The sequence below is a fragment of the Slackia heliotrinireducens DSM 20476 genome (genome assembly GCF_000023885.1).
Lineage (GTDB): Bacteria > Actinomycetota > Coriobacteriia > Coriobacteriales > Eggerthellaceae > Slackia > Slackia heliotrinireducens.
In genome coordinates this window covers 1,016,050-1,037,626 of the sequence record NC_013165.1, presented here as the reverse complement: position 1 = coordinate 1,037,626, position 21,577 = coordinate 1,016,050, and the positions used below count along the sequence as shown (strand labels likewise).

At 61.2% G+C, this 21,577-nt stretch carries 20 protein-coding genes, 2 tRNA genes and 1 other RNA gene; 1 reads left to right on the top strand and 22 read right to left on the bottom strand.

Annotated elements, in window-relative coordinates; all coding sequences use genetic code 11:
• Window positions 1-16: 16 nt before the first annotated feature.
• From SHEL_RS04395 to SHEL_RS04385, 3 genes are all read right to left on the bottom strand, one after another.
• A tRNA-Glu gene (locus SHEL_RS04395) sits at window positions 17-93 on the bottom strand.
• A 24-nt stretch (window positions 94-117) separates the two neighbouring features.
• Window positions 118-191, bottom strand: a tRNA-Gln gene (locus tag SHEL_RS04390).
• Window positions 192-427: 236 nt separating this feature from the next.
• On the bottom strand, window positions 428-1,069 hold the full coding sequence (locus SHEL_RS04385; protein ID WP_041422489.1) for a thiamine diphosphokinase: 642 nt from the start codon (window positions 1,067-1,069) through the stop codon (window positions 428-430).
• 85 nt (window positions 1,070-1,154) lie between these two features.
• Here SHEL_RS04385 and rnpB point away from each other — a divergent pair.
• Window positions 1,155-1,513: RNase P RNA component class A (rnpB, locus tag SHEL_RS14655), an RNA gene on the top strand.
• A gap of 313 nt (window positions 1,514-1,826) precedes the next feature.
• On the opposite strand, the gene SHEL_RS04380 is transcribed toward rnpB, so the two are convergent.
• The 19 genes from SHEL_RS04380 to SHEL_RS04290 form a co-directional block, all read right to left on the bottom strand.
• Entirely contained in the window at window positions 1,827-2,690 is an 864-nt protein-coding gene (locus SHEL_RS04380) for a DivIVA domain-containing protein (protein WP_012798045.1), read from the bottom strand.
• A 45-nt stretch (window positions 2,691-2,735) separates the two neighbouring features.
• Complete coding sequence (locus SHEL_RS04375) at window positions 2,736-2,990, bottom strand: YggT family protein (RefSeq protein WP_012798044.1); 255 nt, start codon at window positions 2,988-2,990, stop codon at window positions 2,736-2,738.
• A complete protein-coding gene (gene sepF / locus SHEL_RS04370) occupies window positions 2,991-3,668 on the bottom strand; it encodes a cell division protein SepF (RefSeq protein ID WP_012798043.1) in 678 nt (225 codons plus the stop codon).
• A 20-nt stretch (window positions 3,669-3,688) separates the two neighbouring features.
• Window positions 3,689-4,393: a YggS family pyridoxal phosphate-dependent enzyme gene (locus SHEL_RS04365; RefSeq protein WP_012798042.1), complete on the bottom strand. Its 705-nt coding sequence runs from the start codon at window positions 4,391-4,393 to the stop codon at window positions 3,689-3,691.
• A gap of 39 nt (window positions 4,394-4,432) precedes the next feature.
• The gene (locus tag SHEL_RS04360; protein ID WP_169304499.1) at window positions 4,433-5,203 is read right to left on the bottom strand and encodes a purine nucleoside phosphorylase YfiH/LACC1 family protein; all 771 of its coding nucleotides are present in this window, start codon (window positions 5,201-5,203) and stop codon (window positions 4,433-4,435) included.
• An 89-nt stretch (window positions 5,204-5,292) separates the two neighbouring features.
• Complete coding sequence (ftsZ, locus tag SHEL_RS04355; RefSeq protein ID WP_012798040.1) at window positions 5,293-6,432, bottom strand: cell division protein FtsZ; 1,140 nt, start codon at window positions 6,430-6,432, stop codon at window positions 5,293-5,295.
• Window positions 6,433-6,632: 200 nt separating this feature from the next.
• Window positions 6,633-7,658, bottom strand: a complete 1,026-nt coding sequence (locus SHEL_RS04350; RefSeq protein WP_232001628.1) for a cell division protein FtsQ/DivIB — start codon at window positions 7,656-7,658, stop codon at window positions 6,633-6,635.
• Window positions 7,645-8,556: a UDP-N-acetylmuramate dehydrogenase gene (murB, locus tag SHEL_RS04345; protein WP_012798038.1), complete on the bottom strand. Its 912-nt coding sequence runs from the start codon at window positions 8,554-8,556 to the stop codon at window positions 7,645-7,647. The genes SHEL_RS04350 and murB overlap by 14 nt, the downstream gene beginning before the upstream one ends.
• Window positions 8,557-8,561: 5 nt before the next feature.
• On the bottom strand, window positions 8,562-9,956 hold the full coding sequence (murC, locus tag SHEL_RS04340; RefSeq protein WP_012798037.1) for a UDP-N-acetylmuramate--L-alanine ligase: 1,395 nt from the start codon (window positions 9,954-9,956) through the stop codon (window positions 8,562-8,564).
• A gap of 50 nt (window positions 9,957-10,006) precedes the next feature.
• Entirely contained in the window at window positions 10,007-11,107 is a 1,101-nt protein-coding gene (murG, locus tag SHEL_RS04335) for an undecaprenyldiphospho-muramoylpentapeptide beta-N-acetylglucosaminyltransferase (protein ID WP_012798036.1), read from the bottom strand.
• Window positions 11,104-12,537, bottom strand: coding sequence for an FtsW/RodA/SpoVE family cell cycle protein (locus SHEL_RS04330; protein ID WP_126513750.1), 1,434 nt, complete (start codon window positions 12,535-12,537; stop codon window positions 11,104-11,106). The genes murG and SHEL_RS04330 overlap by 4 nt, the downstream gene beginning before the upstream one ends.
• A 12-nt stretch (window positions 12,538-12,549) precedes the next feature.
• On the bottom strand, window positions 12,550-14,019 hold the full coding sequence (gene murD, locus SHEL_RS04325) for a UDP-N-acetylmuramoyl-L-alanine--D-glutamate ligase (protein ID WP_012798034.1): 1,470 nt from the start codon (window positions 14,017-14,019) through the stop codon (window positions 12,550-12,552).
• A 137-nt stretch (window positions 14,020-14,156) separates the two neighbouring features.
• A complete protein-coding gene (gene mraY, locus SHEL_RS04320) occupies window positions 14,157-15,182 on the bottom strand; it encodes a phospho-N-acetylmuramoyl-pentapeptide-transferase (protein WP_012798033.1) in 1,026 nt (341 codons plus the stop codon).
• Window positions 15,182-16,603, bottom strand: a complete 1,422-nt coding sequence (locus SHEL_RS04315; protein WP_050749526.1) for a UDP-N-acetylmuramoyl-tripeptide--D-alanyl-D-alanine ligase — start codon at window positions 16,601-16,603, stop codon at window positions 15,182-15,184. Before SHEL_RS04315 ends, mraY begins: the two co-directional genes overlap by 1 nt.
• A gap of 46 nt (window positions 16,604-16,649) precedes the next feature.
• Window positions 16,650-18,323, bottom strand: coding sequence for a peptidoglycan D,D-transpeptidase FtsI family protein (locus SHEL_RS04310; protein ID WP_012798031.1), 1,674 nt, complete (start codon window positions 18,321-18,323; stop codon window positions 16,650-16,652).
• A 20-nt stretch (window positions 18,324-18,343) separates the two neighbouring features.
• Complete coding sequence (locus SHEL_RS04305; protein WP_012798030.1) at window positions 18,344-18,859, bottom strand: hypothetical protein; 516 nt, start codon at window positions 18,857-18,859, stop codon at window positions 18,344-18,346.
• A gap of 33 nt (window positions 18,860-18,892) precedes the next feature.
• On the bottom strand, window positions 18,893-19,849 hold the full coding sequence (rsmH, locus tag SHEL_RS04300) for a 16S rRNA (cytosine(1402)-N(4))-methyltransferase RsmH (RefSeq protein WP_012798029.1): 957 nt from the start codon (window positions 19,847-19,849) through the stop codon (window positions 18,893-18,895).
• A 26-nt stretch (window positions 19,850-19,875) separates the two neighbouring features.
• Window positions 19,876-20,310, bottom strand: coding sequence for a division/cell wall cluster transcriptional repressor MraZ (locus tag SHEL_RS04295; protein ID WP_012798028.1), 435 nt, complete (start codon window positions 20,308-20,310; stop codon window positions 19,876-19,878).
• Between the two features lie 329 nt (window positions 20,311-20,639).
• A complete protein-coding gene (locus SHEL_RS04290; protein ID WP_012798027.1) occupies window positions 20,640-21,569 on the bottom strand; it encodes a site-specific tyrosine recombinase in 930 nt (309 codons plus the stop codon).
• Window positions 21,570-21,577: the final 8 nt, after the last annotated feature.

The following is a 21,577-nucleotide window of genomic DNA, read 5'->3' as shown; positions in this document are numbered from 1 at the left end:
GCGACCTCGGAAGTCGTGGTAGCCCGGAGGGGATTCGAACCCCCGATCTCCGCCTTGAGAGGGCGGCGTCCTAAACCGCTAGACGACCGGGCCATATGTCAATCGCGCTTAAGGTAATGGCTGGGGTGGAAGGAGTCGAACCCTCACATACGGCACCAGAAACCGCTGTCCTGCCATTAGACGACACCCCAATTTGTTTGCGAGTCGCATGTCAAGCGCGAGTGAGAATATTACCGACATCATGTCCATCTGTCAACCGCTCTACAAATCGTTCATAATTCGGCCACTCTTCGGCACAATCGAGGTTCCCCCCTCCCGAAGTTATCCACAACGAGTCTGAACTGAGCCTTATTTCTTCCTGATTTCTTCCTGAACCGAACCTGAACTGAACCTGATTTCTATCTGAGCTCCAGAAGGTGGTGAATCCCTACAGATCGACCAACGGAAGAACTGGCAGAAATACGATCAGGTCGCCCGACTCAAGGGTTATGCGTACAGGGGAACCGGTGAACTCGTTCGACAGCCCCCTCGACAGGTCGTTCGTCAAAACGAGGCCGTCCGTTTCGTACAGCGAGCCCGACTCGCAAAGTCCCTCCACCCTGTCGCTTACGGCGAACACGGAAAACGTTTCCGCAGAACATGCCGGCAAATCCAAAGCTGCGGGGCCATGCAGCACGGTTTCCATATGGTCGGCACCGACGGCATAAACCCTTGCCCCATGGCGGACGGCGTGCACCATCGTCTGCTGCGTAGCATAGGTGTGATCTGCACGGCCGCCCAGAGCCCCATACAGCACGATGTCCGCGCATCCGAACTCAAGCGCCCTGTCGATGGCAAGCTCCAGGTCCGATTCGTCCTTCATGACGGGATGACGCTCGACGACCGGACGCTCGGGCACATAGCCCAACGAATCGAAATCGCCCAATGCCATATCGGGATGCGCGCCGCATGCTTCCAAATGGGCCAATCCGCCGTCGGCTGCAATGACGAAACCGAACGGGTGCGCCAAGAAGTGCTCCGCGTTGAAATCCGAGGCACCCACGATGGCGCAGGTCTTCGCGATGTCCATATTCGTAGCCTCCTTGTGGTTTCGGTCCGCCGGCAGCGTCTGCATGGTACACCACTTCCCCTCCCTAGTGCTACAATGTGCGGGCTATGCGGGCCGGACGGTCGCGTGGGGCTTGCCCCCATGAGGAAAGTCCGGGCTTCCAGAGGCGGGATGCCGGCTAACGGCCGGGCGGGGAAACCCGACGGAAAGTGCTGAAGAAAAGGAAACTCCCACTGGCCGCGCAAGCGGTTAAGAGAAAAGCTGAGAAGGTGCGGTAAGAGCGCACCAGCATGCCGGCAACGGCATGGCTTGGTAAACCCCATCCGAAGCAAGGGCAAATAGGCACGCGATACGGTTCAGCCTCTCCGTGCGTGCGGGTAGCCTGCTAGAGGTGCATGGTGACATGTACTCAAGATAAATGGCCGTCTTCAAAGACAGAACCCGGCTTACAGGCCCGCTAAGGCATGATGCCACCCATCAGGGTGGCATTCGTCTTTTCTGAATCAAAACGAAGAGCACCGAACCCGAGCCCGACCATGCCAGCGAAGAGGCGCGCTTTGCCGAAAGGAACAGCGCTCCGGCGTGACGGCCTTCCTCGGGACAAAGTGCCCCGCCGTTTCAATAAGAGTTGGATAAGGATCAGGCAAAGACAGCAAGAGGCGCTCTGACGGAGGCGGATTGCCCCGCTTCGCGACCGAGCGGCCTTACGGCCGCGCAGAGAATCGAATAAGGGGGCAAGTCCGCACGTCAGAGCGCCTCACAGCGGCAATCGGGATGTTTAGTCGATGTCACCCAAATCAAACGCGTCGGAAGCGTCGCCGTAACCGCTCAGGTCCTTCTCCATGGGAGCAGGCTGCTGCGGATAGGGAGTCGGGCGAACGGCGTTCACGGCACCGTTAGGAGCCTGGCCTACCGGCTGCTGATAAGCAGTGGCAGCCGCGTTGTACATCGGCTGAGGCTGAACCTGACCCTGCATGGGCTGCTGAGCCTTGCCCTGGGAGCGCACATGGGTGTTGTTCTTGGCGCGCGCGAGCTCCTCGTCAATCTCGGCGATCTTCTGGGTGGCGTCCTCGACGAAGGCACGCAGAGAAGCGGCGTAGGCTTCGCAGGTGGCCTGATGGGTGTCCTCGAGGTCGGCGATGGCGACTTCGATCTTCTCACGCTCGACATTGGCGCGGTTGATGATGCCAGCAGCATCGGACTCGGCGTCAGCCTTGATCTTGCGGGCGTCGGCGTTAGCGCGGTCGGTGACCTGCTGGGCGGAACGCTGTGCGGTAAGCAGGGCATCGGCGATGACGGAGGCATCTGCCTTCTCGGCGGCAACCTGGGCCTCGAGCTCGGCGATGCGGGCATCTTTCTCGTCTTCCGTCAACACGGGGGCCGGAGCCTCGGGCTCTTCTTCCTCAACGTATTCATCGGCGATGACCGGCTCGGCGAAAGCGGCATCCAGATCAATTTCCTCTTCGTTGTTCAGCTGGGTGCGCAGAGATTGCACCTGGTCGATCAGACGCTCGATCTCGGCGTTCAGGCCGTCGATCTCTTTGCCGACATGCTCCAGGAACACATCGACTTCGTCCATGTCGTAACCCTTGCGGGTGACGGTGAACGTCTTGTTCTGAATCTCAATTGAATTGATGGCCATACGAGCTCCTTTTCTGGTTCGTTTAATCTGCAATACGCCTAGGCGCTACAGTATGCGGACAATCAGTTGCACCACGAATTGTAATACAATCAGGGCAAATATCGGTGACACATCCACCATGCCGCCGATGGGCGGGATGATGCGCTGGAAAGGACGCAGGAACGGGTCGCATAGCTTTCCGAGAGCCGTGTCGATGTCAGCGATGATTCCGCGCTTGTTGGGAATCCAAGACATGAGCACATACACGAACAGGATCGTCGTGTAGATGTTCGCTAGCTGGACAATCAGATATTTCAGCATTTACATCAAACCTTGCATGCGAAGTCTGGTGGTTTCATCTGCCGTCAAGCCCTCGCCGGCAGCCAACGTGTACACGCGGCTGGCAACGCAGTCGACTTGGGCGCCCAAAACGCTGGCCGCGCCGAAGGAAAAGTCGAGGATACGCTTGGACAGGGTTTCATCGGTATCGCGAAGGGCCAGGACGACCATGTCGCCGGATTTCAGGCCGTTGGCCACGCGTTCGGCGTCTTCGTAGGTCTTCGGCTCGACGATCGTAAGCACGCGGGACATGCGACGGGCCGCATAGGTGTCGGACCCTTCGGAGGGAGTGAACAGGCTCTGCAGGCCTGCGGAGCGATTGTCGGTTCCGCTGGTATCGGAAGATCCGTAGGAACGGTACGCCTCGCGGCTGCTGACGCGGCTGTCCGAATCCGTGGAGGCCGTCGCACGGTGCGCGCGGATGTCGCCAGCGGTCACCAAACGGGGCATGGACGAGGTTGTAGCCGACGGAGCCACGTAGCCTTCCTGGGCGTAGTCGGCGTCGTCATCGTAGCCGTACTCGCCGTAATCCTCATAACCGTAATCGTCTTCCGGCTCGTCATCATACGCACGACGAGAACGACGGGACGAAGACTCCTGCTGACCGCCGATGCCGATACGGTCCTTGAGTCCATCAAAGCTCGGAAGTTGGAATGGCATTGCAAACCTGCTTTCGTCGATTAATTGTCAAGAATCGCGTCATATTCATCGCTGAATATAGCACGTCCTATGCGAACCATGGTAGCTCCAAGGGGAATCGCTTCGAGGTAATCATCGCTCATCCCCATTGAAAGTTCACCTAATTGCACGTCTTTCCCCTGTTGCGAGAAGGATTCGACGACTTCGTCGCGCACGCGGGCAAGCATGGCGAAGGTCTTCGAAGCCTCTTCTGCGGAGCCGATGGGCGCCATGATCATGAGACCCTTCACCCGAACGTGCTCGAGACCTTCGCAGAACTCGACCATTTCCTTTACCTTGTCGGGGTCGACGCCCTGCTTGTTGGTCTCGCCGTCGTTCACCTCGATGAGAACGTCCTGGACGATGCCCTTTTCGGCAGCCAGACGGTCTATTTTCGCCGCATGGGACTCCTGATACAGGGAGTGAATCAGGTATGCACGGCCGACCACGTTCGACAGCTGGCGGGATTGGATGTTCCCGATGAAATGCCAACGTTCGTCAGGAAACGCATCATGCTTGCGAACGAGCTCGTCGGGGCGGTTCTCCCCGAAATCGTGGATGCCGGCCTTGGTGGCTTCGGCGACCGAATCGAGTCCGACGGTCTTGGACACGCCGATGATTCGCACCGCATCGGCGGGGCGTCCGGCCTGTTCGCAGGCGGACTCTACCCGCCCCTTGATGGTTCCGTACCTAGATTCCAATGTCATATGCTCAGTTCACATCCTTTGATCAATCAGGCTGCCGGTCTAAATCCGGAACGCCATGGCTCCGTGGCGGCCGCAATCTCCACCCGAGCGGCGGTACGAGAAGAACCTCTCGTCCTCAACCGTGCAGACGCCCAAATCGGCGATGCGGTCGGGGTTCATCCCTACGCGCGTCATGCTTTGGGTGAGGGCCGCGACCATATCCACGTGGCGGTCGTCTCCCACAACCTCGGCACCGAATTCGCGGGAGAACGTAAGGGCTACATCCTCCCCCACCTGGAAGCAGCAAGGGCGTATATGCGGTCCGATATATGCATTGTACGAGAAAACGGACGCTCCATCCTTTTCGGCAAGGGAACAGATTGCCTTTTCGACGATGCGGGCCACGACGCCTCGCCAACCTGCGTGCACGACGGCGAACGCCCCTGTTGGAGAGACCACGACGACCGGGACGCAATCCGCGAAGCGAAGCATTGCCGCCACACCGGAACACGTCACGACGACGGCATCGGCGCCACCGTCTGCCGCCTTCTGCACGTCCGACACCTCGCTGATATCGCCGCAGACGACAACCGTGTCTTTATGGACTTGGTTCGGCACGATGAGGGGCATGCCCTGGGCACCCAACGCACGCGCGGCAACGGAGCGGTTCTCGGCCGTTCGCTCAGGCGCATCGCAGAGCCCCGCGGCGGCCGTGCCCAGGTCAAGCGATTCATAAGGCCCTTCGCTTACACCCCCGAAACGCTCGGTGAACGCCATGCGAACGCCACAGGCTTCGAACAGGGCCTCGTCGGTATAAAAGGAAATAGACACACGTCGACCCTCGGACATGCTCGGATAGGGCAGTTCGAGGGTCGACGGCGGTATGCGATCAGGCATGCGCATGCCGGTAAGGAAGTGTCCTAGCGGCGACGCAGGAAGTCGGGAATGTACTCCTCATCGGTCACGCGGGACGATGCGGAAGCCGCGGCCACCGGAGAGGTGGGGTGGCTTGCGTTGGCCGTAAAGGTCTCGCGCTTCGGTGCGGCAGGTGCCGTGGAAGCGAACAGGTCGTTGCGAGCAGCGTCGAAGTCCATAGCGGACTGAGTGCCGCGGGCAAAGCCCGTCGCGATGATGGTGATGCGGATCTGGTCGCCCAGGGACTCGTCGACGATCTGGCCGTAGATGATGTTGGCATCCTCGGAGACCACGGACTCCAGCGCGCGGGCTGCAGCGTCGATCTCGGCAAGAGTGAGGTCGGGGCCGCCGGCGATGGAGAACAGGACGCGGCTGGCACCCTGGATGGAGGTTTCCAGCAGGTTGGAGTTGATGGCCTGGGTGGCGGCGTCGATTGCGCGATTCTCGCCCACGCCGAAGCCGATGCCCATCATGGCGGTGCCGGCATCCTTCATGACAGTGCGGATGTCCGCGAAGTCGAGGTTGATCAGGCCGGGGATGGTGATCAGGTCGGTGACGCCCTGGATGCCCTGGCGCAGGGTGTCGTCAGCCAGACGGAAGGCGTCGATCATGGACGTCTTCTTGTCAACGACCTCCAGCAGGCGGTCGTTGGGGATGACGATGAGGGTATCGACCTTCTGGGAAAGCAGATCGCAGCCCTGCTCAGCCTGGTTGCGGCGCAGACGGCCTTCGAAGCCGAAGGGCTTGGTGACGATGCCGACGGTCAGAGCGCCGATTTCCTCATGGGCGATCTCGGCGACCACGGGGGCAGCGCCGGTACCGGTGCCGCCGCCTTCACCGGCGGTGACGAAGACCATGTCCGCTTCGGCCAGCGCGTCGATGATTTCGGCGCGGGACTCTTCGGCGGCCTGTGCGCCGATTTCAGGATTGGCGCCAGCGCCCAGACCACGGGTCAGCTCTTCGCCGATGTGGATGGTCTTGTCGGCGTTGGAGAGCCTGAGGGCCTGACGGTCGGTATTGATGGCGATGAATTCGACACCCTTGATGCCGGCTTCGACCATGCGGTTGACGGCGTTGGTGCCGCCGCCGCCGACACCGACGACCTTGATGACTGCCAAACGATCCGAACCAATATTGTTAGACATTGTCTTCCTCCAGAAGTGCTATGTTTTTCGGCTGCGTTCTCTCTGTTTCAACTGCATTTTGACATGCCGTTCAAAAGAACATGCGTGACAGAACCACTTTACACGAAGATAACGACAATGCAAGCGAGAGCAGGGCAAAGTGTCCCAGTTAAGCTCCAAAGATTCATATATACCTGCAGGTACCTGCCCCATCGGCAGGGCTATGCGGCGCGCCACGTAGGGCTTGAGACCACACGGACGTTGATGTAGGCCACCTTGCCCGGGTTCTCCTCGAGTATCTGAAGGCAGATGCGCTCTTTGTCGCGGATGTCCTCGGCAGCCCCGAAGGCGATTTCGACATTGGAGTCCAGCATGAGCGTGGCGCTTTCGGGGGCCTCCGCCGATACCTCTTTCACCTGGTCTTTCAGCTCGGTGGTCATGTTGGTGACAATATTGAGGGCATTGTTGATGCTCTCGTCGGAGCAGACGGTGCCCACCTCGGGCGTCACGCCGTATGCGACGCCGGACACTCTGAGCGCCTGTTCGGCATCCTTGTAGATCTGCGGGCTGATGGTCTGGGCCGCCTCGGAATCCGGATCGGGAATGGGGCACAGCCAGATGCCGTCCTGGGAGATGGCCCAAAGCTCAGACGAGGCGCCCTCTTCGGTGCTGATGACCACGGTGGCTCCCACCTGCCGCTCCGTAACAACCAGGTTCAACGTATGGGGGAAGTCGCGGTCGACCGTGACGCTTTCGATCCATGCGTCGCGAAGAAGGTTCTCCTCAATGGCCTGCGCGTCGACACGCAGCAGCGTGGTGCCTGAAGGAACGGCGGCCAGCTGGGCCATTTCTTCGCCTGTGAGGTGCTGCACGCCTTCGACGGTAACCTCCTCGATAGCGAAGAGGTTCGAAGAATACACCGCCACCCCGGCGATCGCCAGCGCGAAGAGCACCGCAAGCACGGCAATCACGCGGGACAGATAGGACCTGTAGGCACGCTGGGCGCGGACCGAACGGTTCTCGCGCGCCACATCTCCGACGCGGACCGAGGTCACCCGAGGGGTGGAACCCGTGCGCTGGGGCGTCCGGGCAGACCCAGACCTGCGGGTGGAACCGACGCTGCCGGTGCGCGACGCGCTCGACCGTACCGGACGGTTCGAGGACGTGCGCGACGCACCCGACCTGGAAGACCGGGTGGACGTGGACGAGCCGCGCTGGCCGTATGTCGAGTTCCTACGCGAAACCAAGGAAGCGGACCTCCGGTTCAAGCTCTATGCCGTAAGCTTCGGCCACGGCGTCCTGTACGCGATGCATGAGCGTCAGCACATCATCCGCCCGAGCATCGCCGCAGTTCACGATAAAATTCGCATGCAGGTCGGATATCTGGGCTCCACCACAGCGCGCACCCTTCAATCCGACGTTCTCGATCAGGCGCCCCACCGAATCACCCTTCGGATTCTTGAACACGCTGCCGCAGGATGGTGCGGCGAGCGGCTGGGTCTTGCGGCGAAGCGACATCGCATTGTCCATTCTCGCACGGATCATCTCTGGATCGCCGTCGAAAGAAGACAGCTCACATTCAAGCATGATTTCGTCATTCGGCAACGTGCTTTCACGGTATCCCCATTCGATATCCGCAGCCCGATGCCGCACAAGGCCTTCGCCAGGGCGGTAGGAGGTGACTGAAAGGACCCGGCTTCCGATGTATTCGTGCCGGCTTCCAGCGTTCATGCGCAGCGCTCCGCCCACGCTCCCTGGGGTACCCACCGCGAATTCCATACCGGCACGCCCGCGCTCGTAGGCCATGTGGACCACCCGCGACAGCGGGCACGACGCACCCGCTGTGAAGACGTGGGCCGCATCGTCGTAGGAACAGGAGGAAAAGCCCTGGCCGAGCACTATGACGGCACCCGGAAACCCCGCGTCGCTGACCAGCAGGTTGCTCCCACGGCCCAGCACGAACCAGGGAATCCCCTGCTCGACACAGTATTCGGAAAACGCTATGAGGGCATGCAGCGACTCGACCCGCGCATACAGGCGCGCGGGGCCGCCGATCCGATATGTGGTGTGGCGGCTGAGAGGCTCGTTCTCGAGGACCTCGCCCTCGAAATCCTCGCCCATCAGCCGGATTGCGTTGCGCGTCACAGGCCCTAAGCCTCTTCGCGGCGCTTGAGCTCTTCGACGATGGCGGGACCCAGCTTGGTCACGTCACCTGCACCCATGGTAAACAGGATGTCGCCCGGCTGAAGCTCCTCAAGCACGCGCGCCGCAGCCTCGTCCTTGTCTGGCAGGTATGCCACATCGGTCGGAGCGCCGAAGGCCTCGACCGCGTCGGCGATCAGCTTGCCGGACACGCCTTCGATGGGAGCCTCCCCTGCCGGATAGACGTCCATGATGCGCAGCACGTCGGCATCTGCGAAGGCCTTGCCGAACTCATCGGTCAAAGAAGCCGTACGGCTGTAGCGATGGGGCTGGAACAGCGCGAACACCCGCTTGAAATCCAAGCCCGCAGCCGCGGACAACGTCGCCTTGATCTCGGTGGGGTGATGGGCGTAGTCATCGACAACGGTCACGCCTGCTGCCTCACCCACCAGGTCGAACCTGCGACGGACGCCCGTGTAATCGGCGATGCCCTCTGCGGCGGCGGCCACATCGAGGCCCAGCGCGAACACCACGCCCAGGATGCCTGCGGCGTTGAGCGCGTTGTGCAGGCCAGGGTTCTTCTTCAACGTGCACGTGACGTTGGAGCCGTCGGGCATGCTCAGGTCGAAAGTGCTGGAAATGCCCTTGGTGGAATATCCGGACACGACGATGTCGTTGCCCTCGCCAAGGCCGTAGGTGTACACGCGCTTGGCACTTGCCCGGGCAATGCGAACCAGCTCGGGGTCGTCGCCGAACACCACGCAGGCGCCTTCGTCAGGCACCGAGGACATGAACTTCGCGAACGTGTCGCGGATCTCGTCGATGCCGCCGGTGTAATGGTCGAGGTGGTCGGGCTCCACATTGGTGACCAGCGCCACGTACGGCGACAGGTTCAGGAACGACCCGTCGGATTCGTCGGCTTCGACCACGTAGTATTCGCCCGTACCGGATTTAGCGTTGGTCTTGTACGCATCCACCATGCCGCCGACGACGAAGGTAGGGTCGAGCCCCAGCGCATCGATGGCGGTCGCCAGCATGGACGACGTGGTGGTCTTGCCGTGGGTGCCTGCAGCGGCCAGGGTTTTCAGGCCGCGTCCCAATTCGGCCAGCATATGGGCGCGCTGCCACACCTCGATGCCGCGTTCGCGGGCCGCCACGATTTCGGGATTGGTGTCCGGAATTGCGGTCGACGCCACAACCACATCGCAGTTTTCAGGCACGTTGGCGGCGTCGTGCCCGACGAACACCTTGATGCCCATGTCCTCGAGCTGCTTCGTGTATGCGGAAGAAGCCATATCGGAGCCGCTGACCTTCATGCCGAAGTCGGCAGCGATGCGGGCGATACCGCTCATCCCCACTCCGCCGACACCGACGAAATGGATGGTTTTAGTATGTTCGGCCATGAAGTCATTCCCCCTTGCTGGATAGTGACCGTCGGGTATTGTACGTGCGTCTATCGGGCCTGAGCAGCACGTATGACAACCTCCGCCAAATTGGCAGAGGCGTCTTCGGTTTTCAGTTCAGCGGCTGCCTGCGCCATGGATGCGCGGACGGCCGGGTCGTCTATAAGCGAATGCAGCTTGTCGACGAAGTCCTGGGAATCCAGGTCGGCGTCGGCGATCATGTACGCAGCACCGCATTCCACGTAGGACTTGGCGTTGGTGGTTTGGTGGTCTTCGGCCGCGAACGGGAACGGGACCAGAAGCGACGGGATGCGCAGCGCCGAAATCTCGGCCAGCGAGGTTGCGCCTGCACGGGACACGATGCAGTCGGTTGCAGCAAGCGTTTCCGCCATGCGGTCCTGATACGGGATGAGGATCCAGCGCTTGGCCTCTTCGTCGGTCAGGTTCAGCAGCTCGCGGCAAGCGTCGTACTGCTTCGGACCCGCGATGTGCACCACATACAGGTTGTCACGGCCCAGCAGGTCGTCCTTAAGAGAGCAGATGCGCTCGTTGATGTGCTTCGCACCCAGGCTGCCGCCGAAAACCAGCAGCATCAAGGCGTCCTCGGGCACGTTCAGCATTGCGCGCCCCTCTTCGCGGGTGGCCGAAAGCATGGACGAACGCACGGGGTTGCCCGTCACGACCACCTTGGACCTGTCTTCCACATCCTTGGCGGCAACATCGTAGGTGAGCGCGACCGCCTTGGCGCGCTTGCCCAGGAACTTGTTGGCCATACCCATGACGGAGTTCTGCTCGTGCACCACAAGCGGAATGCCCAGTTGAGATGCTGCCGTGCCGACGGGGATGGAAACGTATCCGCCGAAACCCACAACGGCATCGGGGCGGATGGAGCGCATCCATTTTTTGGCCTTGCCAATCGAGCCCAGGATCTTGAGCGAGGACGTGACGAGGGTCCACGGCTTCTCGCGGTCGAAGCCGGCTGCCTCGAAGGGCGTGAACGGAATGTCCGTCTTGCCCACGAGCCGAGCCTCCACACCGTTGGGCGTGCCGGCGAAGAACACCTCGTGACCTTGGGACTTCAAGACCTCGGCCAACGCCAGTGCCGGATTGATGTGACCGGCGGTGCCGCCACCTGAAAGGATTATTTTCATGAGCGCCTCCTTCGTGAGCCGCTTGATGTTGATGATTCAGAAGATCTGCCATTGGTTGAACGCCCCGATGCCAGCGGCAGGTCGGAACCTGCATTCGTCCGTCGGCGGCTGAAGCTGTCCCAGCTCACACCACCGATGTCTGCCGGGTCCTTCTGCACCCTGCGGCGGGTCGGCTGCGATTCGCGCGCCGGCTTGGCAGACACCACGCGCAGGTCGTTTCGACGTTTCTCATATGTGGTCAGCGTATTGGAGCCGAACGAAACCGACAGGATGTAGCCGACCATGATCATGGATGCGAGCATGGACGAACCGCCCGACGAAACGAACGGCAGCGGCTTGCCCGTGGTGGGCAGCAGGCCGCAGGCGCAGGACATGTTCAAAAACGCCTGGCCAACCAGCATGACGGTCATGCCTCCCGCCAACGTGCGCCCGAACATGTCGGGGGCCTTGTGAGCGATGGCCAGACCTGCAAACAGGAACAGCAGGAACAACACTATCAGTGCGACGCAGCCGAGCAGACCAAGCTCCTCACCCACCACCGAGAAGATGAAGTCGGAATCGGCCATGGGAAGATATAGGTACTTCTCGTGGGAGTAGCCCAAGCCCACGCCGGTCAATCCGCCGGACGCGAACGCGTACATGGATCGGATGATTTGGAATCCTGTGCCGAATCCGTCGCTGCCGTCGTTCCAAGGGTTGAGCCACACCTGGATACGGGCCGATCGGAATCCGCCCAAGGCAATAGCCAGGACGCCGAGGACCCCGACGAGCGCAACACCGCCTACGATCAACGCAAGCGGAATCTCCGCCAGCCAAAGCACCGCGATGACGCCCAGCAGGATGATGAGGGTCGTTCCCAGGTCGGATTGGGTCTTCAGCAGAACGGCAATAGGAATCATGAACACAATGATGATGAATGCCACAAGATGTCCGCCGCGAAGGGTTCCCTCGTCCAGCTTCTGCATCATCTTGGCCGCCATAAGCACGAAGGCGATCTTGGCGAACTCGGACGGCTGCATGCTCATGCCGCCGATATAGAGCCAGCGTTTCGCGCCGTAGATTTCGGTGCCGAAGGCCGCCACCGCCAGCAGCAGCAGGCAGGCGCCCACCCAGACGACGTTGGACCACCGCCCTTCCCACACCTGGTACGGGACGAAGCGTGCCAGACCATAGGCCCCGAGGGCACCGGCCAAAACCCAGACGGCCTGCTTGCCCACGGAGGACAGGATGCTCGAGCCGCTGGCGATCTGCTGGACCGTTGAGGCGGAAAACACCATGACCAGACCGAACAGCACCAAACACAAGGTGGTTACGATGAGCATGAGCCTGGGCATCATGATGCTGGCGGGCACGCCACGCGCGTCCGCCTGCATGCGGACATCGCGGGCCTCGCTCACCCTGGAGGCGGTACCGGTTGTTTCAGAGCTCATGGCCATGGGCGCCTACTCGCCTTTCTTGGAGTAGGCGCGGAAGGCGACCAGGTGCTTGAACACCCTGCCGCGGTGTTCGAACGAGTCGAACTCGTCGAACGACGCGCAAGCGGGAGAAAGGACCACGGAATCGCCGGGCTCGCAGATGGAGATGGCGGCGTCCAAGGCGTCTTCCATATGATCGGTAAGCAGGCGCTTGACCTTCGCATCCTTCATGTCATCGAACGCGTTGTAGAAGCGCTTGCCGGCGGCGCCGAAGCAGACGACCGCCTTGCAGTTCGCAGCCGCCTTCGCGGCCAGTTCCGCCAGGTCGGTTCCCTTGTCGTGGCCGCCCAGCAGGAACACGGCCTTGCCCGACTCGAAGGAGTCCAGGGCCTTCAAGGTCGCGTCGACGTTGGTCGCTTTGGAGTCGTTGATGAAATTCACGCCGTCGATGGATCCGCAGGGTTCCATGCGATGCTCCAGCGGCTTGAACGCGCGCAGCGCACGGCGCACATCGGGAACCGAGACGCCCACGGACAGGGCCGCGCATGCGGCGGCCAGCGCGTTGGATGCGTTGTGTCCGCCCTTGATGTTCAGCTCTTTGAAGTTCAGCAGGTCTATGACCTCGTCGCCGCGCTTAATGAGCAGGTCGTCGCCGCGCATGTACGCCGCGTTCTCGGATCCGCACGCCTCGGCCATGCTGTGGTCGAGGCCGGCCGCACAGCCGATGGGGATGTAGGAGAAGCCGCGGTCGGGGTCGTTCTTGAACTCTTTGACGCAGCTGCGGGCGATGTCGTTGACTGCGTCGATCACCACGACGCCCTGCTTCATACGGGAATAGACGCTCTTCTTCGCGTCCACGTAAGCTTCGAAAGTCATGTGCCAGTACAGGTGATCAGGCGTGATGTTGAGCAGAACCGCCACGTCGGGAGCGAATTTGCTCATGGACGCCAGCTGGAAGGAGCTCACCTCGGCCACGTAATACGTCGCCTGGTCTTCCGCCACGGCCTCGATGCAGGTGTTGCCGATGTTGCCTACGGCCGCCACGGGCAGCCCTGCGGCCTTCAGAATCTCATAGGTCAACGTGGTCGTGGTGGTCTTGCCGTTGGTTCCGGTGATGGCGATCCATACGGATTCGGAGCGACTTTCGCGCCATGCGAACTCAACCTCGCTGATGACCTCGGCGGAGCATGCCGCAGCGTTCTCGTAGAAACGGGAGAACTGGGAGATGCCGGGGCTCGCGATGCACAGGTCGTAGGATCCCTCGAACACGTAGGTGTCGAACACGACCGTGGCGCCACGACGTTCGCACTCGCGGGCGAACGTAGCGGCGGATTCGTTTTGCTCGCCCGCCGCGATGACCAGGTTGTCGATTCGCGTGCCGATAAGTCCCAAGCAGTATTCGCTTACAGCACGTCCGCTCTTGCCCAGGCCGAGCACCAGCACGTTGCCGATGTGTACAGGTGCAGCCTTGCAGCCGTCGATGTATCCAGCGTCCATGGCGAACCTCTTTCCTTAACAACCGACAGTCGTGCACATGCCCGAAACATGAACACGACTCGAAAACGGAGCCCCGCGCCTTGCGGGCGGCGCTCCGTCGATTCCTTTACCGAAGGGCCTCAGGCGAAAGCCCGGCCCTACCCTACCAGCGTCTGCGCGAAGTACAGCACGAAGCCGATGCCCGCCAGCACGCCGGAAACGATCCAGAAACGGATGACCACCTTGGTTTCGCTCCAGCCCTTCTTCTCGAAGTGATGGTGGAGCGGCGCCATTAGGAACAGGCGTTTCTTCGTGCGTTTGTAGTGGACCACCTGCAGCATGACCGACAGGGCCTCAGCCACAAAAAGACCGCCGATGACCAGCGAGTACACTTCGGTCTTCGTCATGATGGCGATGCAGCCCAGGGCGGTTCCCAAAGCCAGCGAGCCCGTGTCGCCCATGAAGATGTCCGCCGGGTAGGAGTTGAACCAAAGGAAGCCGATGCATGCGCCGGCGATGGTGGCGCCGAACACGGACAGCGCAAGGATGTCCTCATGGTAGGCGATGGCGGCCATGACCAGCATGGTGACCATGACCGTGCCCGCAGCAAGGCCGTCAAGGCCGTCGGTCAGGTTGACGGCGTTGCTCAGGCCAGCCAGCAGCACGTTGCAGAAGATGACGTACAGCCACGGAATCTGGAACCCGCCGATGGTGGTGGTCAGCACCCCCAGGTCGATGGCGGGCAGAAACGGTATGGCGATGTGGGGGTCGATGTCGCAGTAGTTGACCACGATCAGCGTGAATGCCGTGGCAATGGCGAACTGGCCCAGAAGCTTTCCCTTGGGCGTCAGGCCCAGCGAGCGCTCGTGGATGACCTTGGACGCATCGTCGAACAGGCCCAAGGCGCCGGTGAGAACCGTTGCCAGCAGCGTGACGATGGTGCCGAACTTAAGCGGCGCCACCAGCACGATGGCGATGACGACCGCGATGAGCATGACCACGCCGCCCATGGTGGGGGTGCCCTGCTTCACCAGATGGCTCTGGGGACCGTCGGCGCGGACCTGCTGCCCGATATGGGTGCTTTTCAGCAGTTTGATCCACGGATGCATGAAAAGCATGGTCAAGCCTGCCGCGATTATGAATCCCAGGAAAACCTGGAATGTCGGATACGCTGTCATGAACATCAGGAAACAACCCTTTCAACAACACGATCGAGCCCCATGAAATGCGACGCTTTGACCAGCACCACATCCCCGGGCTGCGCAATGTCGAGCACCGTGGTCGCTGCGGCATCGGCATCGGCAACTTCGATAACCGATTTTACCGCCATACCGCCCTTGCGGGCAGCGTCAGCGATGTATCGCGACATAGCCCCCACACACACCAGCATGTCGATGCCAGCCTGCGCGGCAGCCTTTCCGGTATTGATATGCCCTTCGACCTCGGCCGATCCCAGCTCGCCCATGTCCCCAAGCACGGCGATGCGCCTGCCTGAAGCAGAAAACGACGCGAGCACATTCAACGCGGCGGCCATGCTTTCGGGGCTGGCGTTGTAGGCGTCGTCGAATACGAGGAAGCCGCGGCTCGAACGCTTGAGGGCCTGGCGCCCCGATTCGGGCTCTACGCCGGAAAGCGCAGCAGCCACCTGGTCAAGCGCGATGCCAAACTCAAGCCCCACCGCAGCTGCGGCGCAGGCGTTGGTCACATTGTGGACGCCGCGGACGGAAAGCGTGCAGGACGCGGATTCGCCCCGGGCGTTGAGCGTGAAAGACGGACGGCCCTGGTCGTCCACGGCGATGTCCGTGGCGTATACATCGGAGTTCTCGGCGGTTCCGTCGAAGCGAACGATGCGGATGCCGCGCTCGACGGCGCGGGCATGCTCGATGATGAAATCCGTATATTCGCCGTCGGCCTGCAGGAAGGCCACGCCTTCCCCATCGGGCAGACCCTCCACCATTTCCGCCTTAGCGCGGGCGATGTTGTCGCGGGTGCCCAGGCGCTCCAAGTGGGACACGCCCACGTTGGTGATGACGCCGTACTTCGGACGGGCGATGCGGGCCAGATCGGCGATCTGCCCCAGGCCGTCCATACCCATTTCCAGCACCAGCACCTCGCAGGACGGCTCCGTCTGCAGCAGCGTGTAGGGCATGCCCAGCTCGTTGTTGAAGTTGCCTTTCGTGCAGTCGGCTTCGAAGGCCGACGCCAGCACCCCGTAGATGAGGCTGCGGGTGGTGGTCTTGCCCACCGATCCGGTCACGCCTACGATCTCGGCCTTCAGCACATCGCGCCAGGCCGCAGCCAAATCGGAAATCGCCCGGGCCACATCGTCAACCTTGACGACGGCGGCATGCGCCGCACGGGCCGCCTCCGACTCTGATTCCGTCAGATCGCGGCTGACCAATGCCAATGCTGCGCCCGCAGAAAACGCCTGAGGAAGGAAGTCGTGGCCGTCCACGCGCTGCCCAGGCAGGGCGGCGTAGACATACCCGGGTTGAACGGTGCGAGAATCCCAGCTCAGTCCCGTAAGATCGCACACTTCGCCGGTCTGTTCCACCAGCATCGCCCCGCCCGTGGCACGGCATATCTGTTCAGCGTTAAATCTCATGCGAGTCCTCACTACGTCAGCACGACCGCCCGCAGGCGGTCGGAAATTACTGTTCTGCTATTCGGTATTGGTCAACGGCGAACGTCATTATATCCCTAAAGATCGGCGTGACCGCGCCCGTCACAGGCACATGGTCGACGCCCACATAACAAACCAACGAGGAGGTCGAGTTCGGAAGGAACCCGACGAAGTCGCGGTTCGACATGGTGGTGGAATACCCGCCGGTCTCGAGAGCGAATTCGGCCGTACCCGTCTTGCCAACAACCGTAAAGCCTTCCATCTGGGCGTCCACGCCCGTGCCTTCCTCAACGACCGTCTGAAGCATGTCGACCATGGTCGGCACGGCCTCGGTGTTCTGAATGATCTGTTCGGTCTCGTATTCCGGCGTTTCGCCCGACTGAGGCAGGGACACCAGGAAGTGCGGCGTCACAGCCACGCCGTCGTTACGCAAGGCGCCGTAGAACCGCGTCATCTGCAGCGGCGTGCAGGTGATGCCCTGACCGAAGGAGATGTTGTACGCCTGGGTCATGGACCATTCCGAATAATCGCTCAGGAAGCCGACTTCCTCGCCGGGGTAATCGACGCCCGTCGCGCTATGCAAGCCATACTCCAGAATCTTGTCATACAGCTTGTCGTAACCCAGATACTCGTCGACGGACAGCGAAATGCCGACGTTGGACGAATCGCGGATGATATCGCGGAACGTCATGGTCATGTCGCCGCGTTCGTGCATGTCCTCGATGTAATACTCATCGACGGCCAGATACGCCGGGCAGAACACCTCGGTGTCGGGAGTCATCTTCCCGTTCTCGAGAATGGCCGTTGCCGACACGGTCTTGAAAATGGAGCCGGGTTCCAAACCGGACGTGATGGCTTTGATGGACGTGGCGCCGTCCTCCACTTCGCTCAGGTCTCCCGGATTGAAGTACGGAGTGGAGGCGATGGCGTAGATTTCGCCGGTTGCAGCATCCATCAGCACAGCCGTGCCGTCAGAGCCGCCCATGTCGGCGACGCCCTGGGACAGGCGCTCCTCCATATAGATCTGCATGTCGATATCGATGGAGATGATGATGTCCTGGCCGTCGGCGGCGTCGCGCTCCACGACGGTCGCATTGGGAATGGGAATGCCCGTGGCCGACTGCTCATACACCATCTTGCCCGGCACGCCCGACAGGATGTCGTCGTAGTACAGCTCGAGTCCCGTGATGCCCACGTCGTCGATGTTCGACGCGCCGACGATTTGGCCGGCGGAACTGCCGTACGGGTACACGCGACGGGAATCCGGCAGGAAATACAGGCCGGAAAGGCCCTTTTCCTTAAGACTCTCGGCCTTGTTCACGTCGGCCTTGCGCTTCACGTACACGAACGTGGTGTCCTGCGTGATGAGGGCCAGGTAGTCGTCGGATTTGCCGCCCAGGCATTCGGCCAGGGCGTCGGCCATCTCGCGCGGATCGTCCACCATGGTGGGATCGCAGTAGATGGTCGTCGCATCGACGCTGGTGGCCAGCACGTTGCCGTTGCGGTCGTAGATTGTGCCGCGCTTCGCAGGTATGGTCACGTTGACGGTTCGGCTGGATTCGGCCATCGAAGCGTATTCGGGTGCTTTGATGAGCTGCAGATACGCCAACCTACCGACGAGCGCAAGCGCGGCGATAAGGAAAGCGACGAATATGATGAGGACTCTGCCCGATAGCGTGCGGGAACCAGGAATGGTCGGCATCGTACAACCGCCCCGCGCTGCTAGCCTTCGGCCGCGATGGCCGTCAGGCTGCCAGAAAGCGAGAGGTTGCCTTGTGCGTCGGTGACGACCACGTCGTCACTCAGGTTGATGACCATGGTGGATTCGGGGGCCGCCATTCCGAGGCGCGAAGCCTGGGAACGGATGATGGTCGCATTGGCCAGACGGCTCTGCTGAACCTCGAGGTCGTCCCCAACCGAACGGGCCTCTTCAATCTGCGCATTGGTGGCACTGGTCTCGATGGCAACGTTGATGCTGCCGGCGGTCAGCGCCACACGCGCGCAGCAGATGATGGCAAGGGCCACCGCCACGATGGCGATAAGGCGCATCATGCCGATGATGCTGCTGGGCAGAACGCTTACGTCGGGATTGGACCGCGTACCAGGAATATAACCGATCTCGGGATCGGTTGCGGGAGCCCCGGAGTTACGGGAGGGAGCGGCCGCACCATACAGGTAGTCGCCGCGATACACGCGAGATGTTCCACGATAGGCATACATGTCGTCATAACGACCCATGGGCGTCTCCTTCCTAAACTCGGCGCCGCAGAATTACAACTTCTCAGCCACGCGCAGCTTCGCACTGCGTGCGCGCGGATTGTTCGCAATCTCCTCCTCCGTCGGGAGGATGGGCTTGCGTGTGATGACTTTGAGTACCGGCTTTGCACCGCATACGCACACCGGAAGTTCCGGCGGGCATGTGCACGTCCTCGAATGCTCCGCGAACATGTTCTTGACGATTCGGTCCTCAAGGGAGTGGTAGCTGATGACCGCCACCCTGCCGCCTGGATTCAACCAACGGATGGCCGCCTCCAAACCACTCTTGAGCACCGTCAGCTCGGAGTTCACCTCGATGCGCAACGCTTGGAACGTGCGCTTCGCGGGATGCCCGCCCGCGCGTCGGGCCGACGCCGGGATGGCCGCCTTGATGATGTCGACAAGCTGGCCCGACGTCTCGATGGGAGCCGTCTCGCGAGCTGCCACGATAAAGCTCGCGATCCGGCTGGCCCACCGCTCATCGGAGTTTTCGTAGATGATCCGGGTGAGCTCTTGTTCGTTTAAGGTGTTGATGAGCTCTGCTGCGTTTATGGTTTGGTTCCCCGGATCCATCCGCATATCGAGAGGAGCATCCTCCTTGAAGGAAAACCCCCTTGACACAAAATCAATCTGAGGCGACGAAACTCCCAGGTCGAACAGAATCGCATCGATTCCCGGGACACACGCCTCAACCAGCAAATCGTCAAGGTTTCCGAAATTGCCGCGAAGGAGCTTCAGCTTCGGAGCCGCATCCTCCCCCAGGGTCTCGAGGCGCTTGCGCGCCGCATCCAGAGCCATCTGGTCCTGGTCGATGCCGATGAGAAGGGAGTCGGGTCCAAGAAGCTTTGCCGCTTCATAAGAGTGTCCTGCACCGCCGAGCGTGGAATCCACGAACGTGTGCTGTGTTTGAAGGTGTAAGTGTTCGAGGCACTCGGCGAGCAGGACCGGTGTATGCCGATATTCGTTTGTCATCGTGCTCACGTCTCGGGATTCGTTCATTACGAGAACATCAACGAATCGAGGTCGATGTCTTCAGAGAAGTCATCCCAACGCTTTGCATCCCAGATTTCAAAATGGTCGGTGTCGCCGATGAGGACGACGTCCTTGTCCAAGCCGGCGAGCTCACGGTTCTTCGGAGAGACGCTGATTCGATACGCGCTGTCCAGATAACCGGGCGTGGCGATCGAGTTCAGCTTCTTCCTCAGAAGCACGTGGTCGCGGTTGCTGGGATCGTACCCGCCGCGCTTCTCGAACAGCATGGCAACCCATGCCTCGTAGGTCTCGACGGTGTAGATCGACAGGGAACCCTGCGTCTTGTCGGGGACGGTGACCAACTGGGTGTCCTCGGTCAGGGCCTTACGGAATGCAGCGGGAAGAGAAATGCGGCCTTTGGCATCGATCTTGTGGCGATACTCGCCGAACAAGGCGGCCATTGGGCTTCCCCCTTCCTTCGCAGACAGTACTCCCGTTCCGATGGCGAACATTCTATCCCACTTCATGACATTTCGCAACATTTTGAGACAAATCGCCTCTGTATCGTCCCCCACCGGCACACCTCATATGGATTGGAAGTCCGGTTTTATCCATGGTCCGCACTAGATGTTGTGCCAGACAGAAAAAGACCCACCGTGAATGGTGGGCCAAAGAAAATGGGAGAAAATGTGACAGAAATATTCGCAATGCGGCCGTGGTGGGAGACCATCCCATGAATGGCCCCCGAAACAACGCGCAACACACCGAAGGAGGCTCCTACGTAGGCGGGCTAAGCCTTCAGATGGGCGCGAGGATGGGCCGCCAGATACTCTTCGCGGATGTGGGAACGGTCCACATGCACGTAAATCTGCGTGGTGGAGATGTCGGAATGCCCCAGAATCTCTTGGATGGTTCGCAGGTCCGCCCCGCCCTCCAGCATGTGGGTGGCGAACGAATGCCGCAGCGTATGGGGATGCAGGTCGGGTCGCCCGATGGTCGCGCCGGCCGTACGCACGATCGTGTGCAATGCCTGGCGGGAAAGCCTTCCACCTCGGGCGTTCAGTATGACGGCGCCGTCGGTTTTCGAGGGTTTGGCCAGCTTGGGACGGCCGTTTTCCAGATAATCCAGAAGAACCCGCTGCGCGCTGCCGCCAATGGGCACGATGCGCTCGCGGGACCCCTTGCCCATGACCCGAAGGATGCCTTCGGCGAAGAACACATCTCCCAGGTCGAGGGATATGAGCTCGCTCGCCCTCAGGCCGCATCCGTACAGCAGCTCCAATGCGGCCTGGTCGCGCAGACCCAAAGGACCATCCTTGAACGGCTGGTCCAACAGCTCGTTCACTTCGGATACGGACAGCACGTCCGGAAGGCGGTCGGGGACTTTGGGAAGCGACACCAGGTCTGCGGGGTTGCCCTTCGTCACACCCTCTCCCACCAAAAACCGATGGAAGCCCTTGAGCGCCGACAGATGCCGTTCGATGCTGGAGTCAGCATAGCCGCGGCGGCGCAGGTCGTATTCGTAGGCCACCACATCGTCGCGGGTGATGGCGGCGCTGTCGGGCACGCCCCGCTCCCCCAAAAAGGAGATGTAGTCGTTCAGGTCGGTCGCGTAGGAACCCACCGTCAACGACGAGGAACCGCGCTCGACGGACAAATAGGCCAGATAATCGTTGCGGTCGGGAAGAAAGGGAGCGACTGCAGCGCTCCCTTCGTCCAATGTCCTCT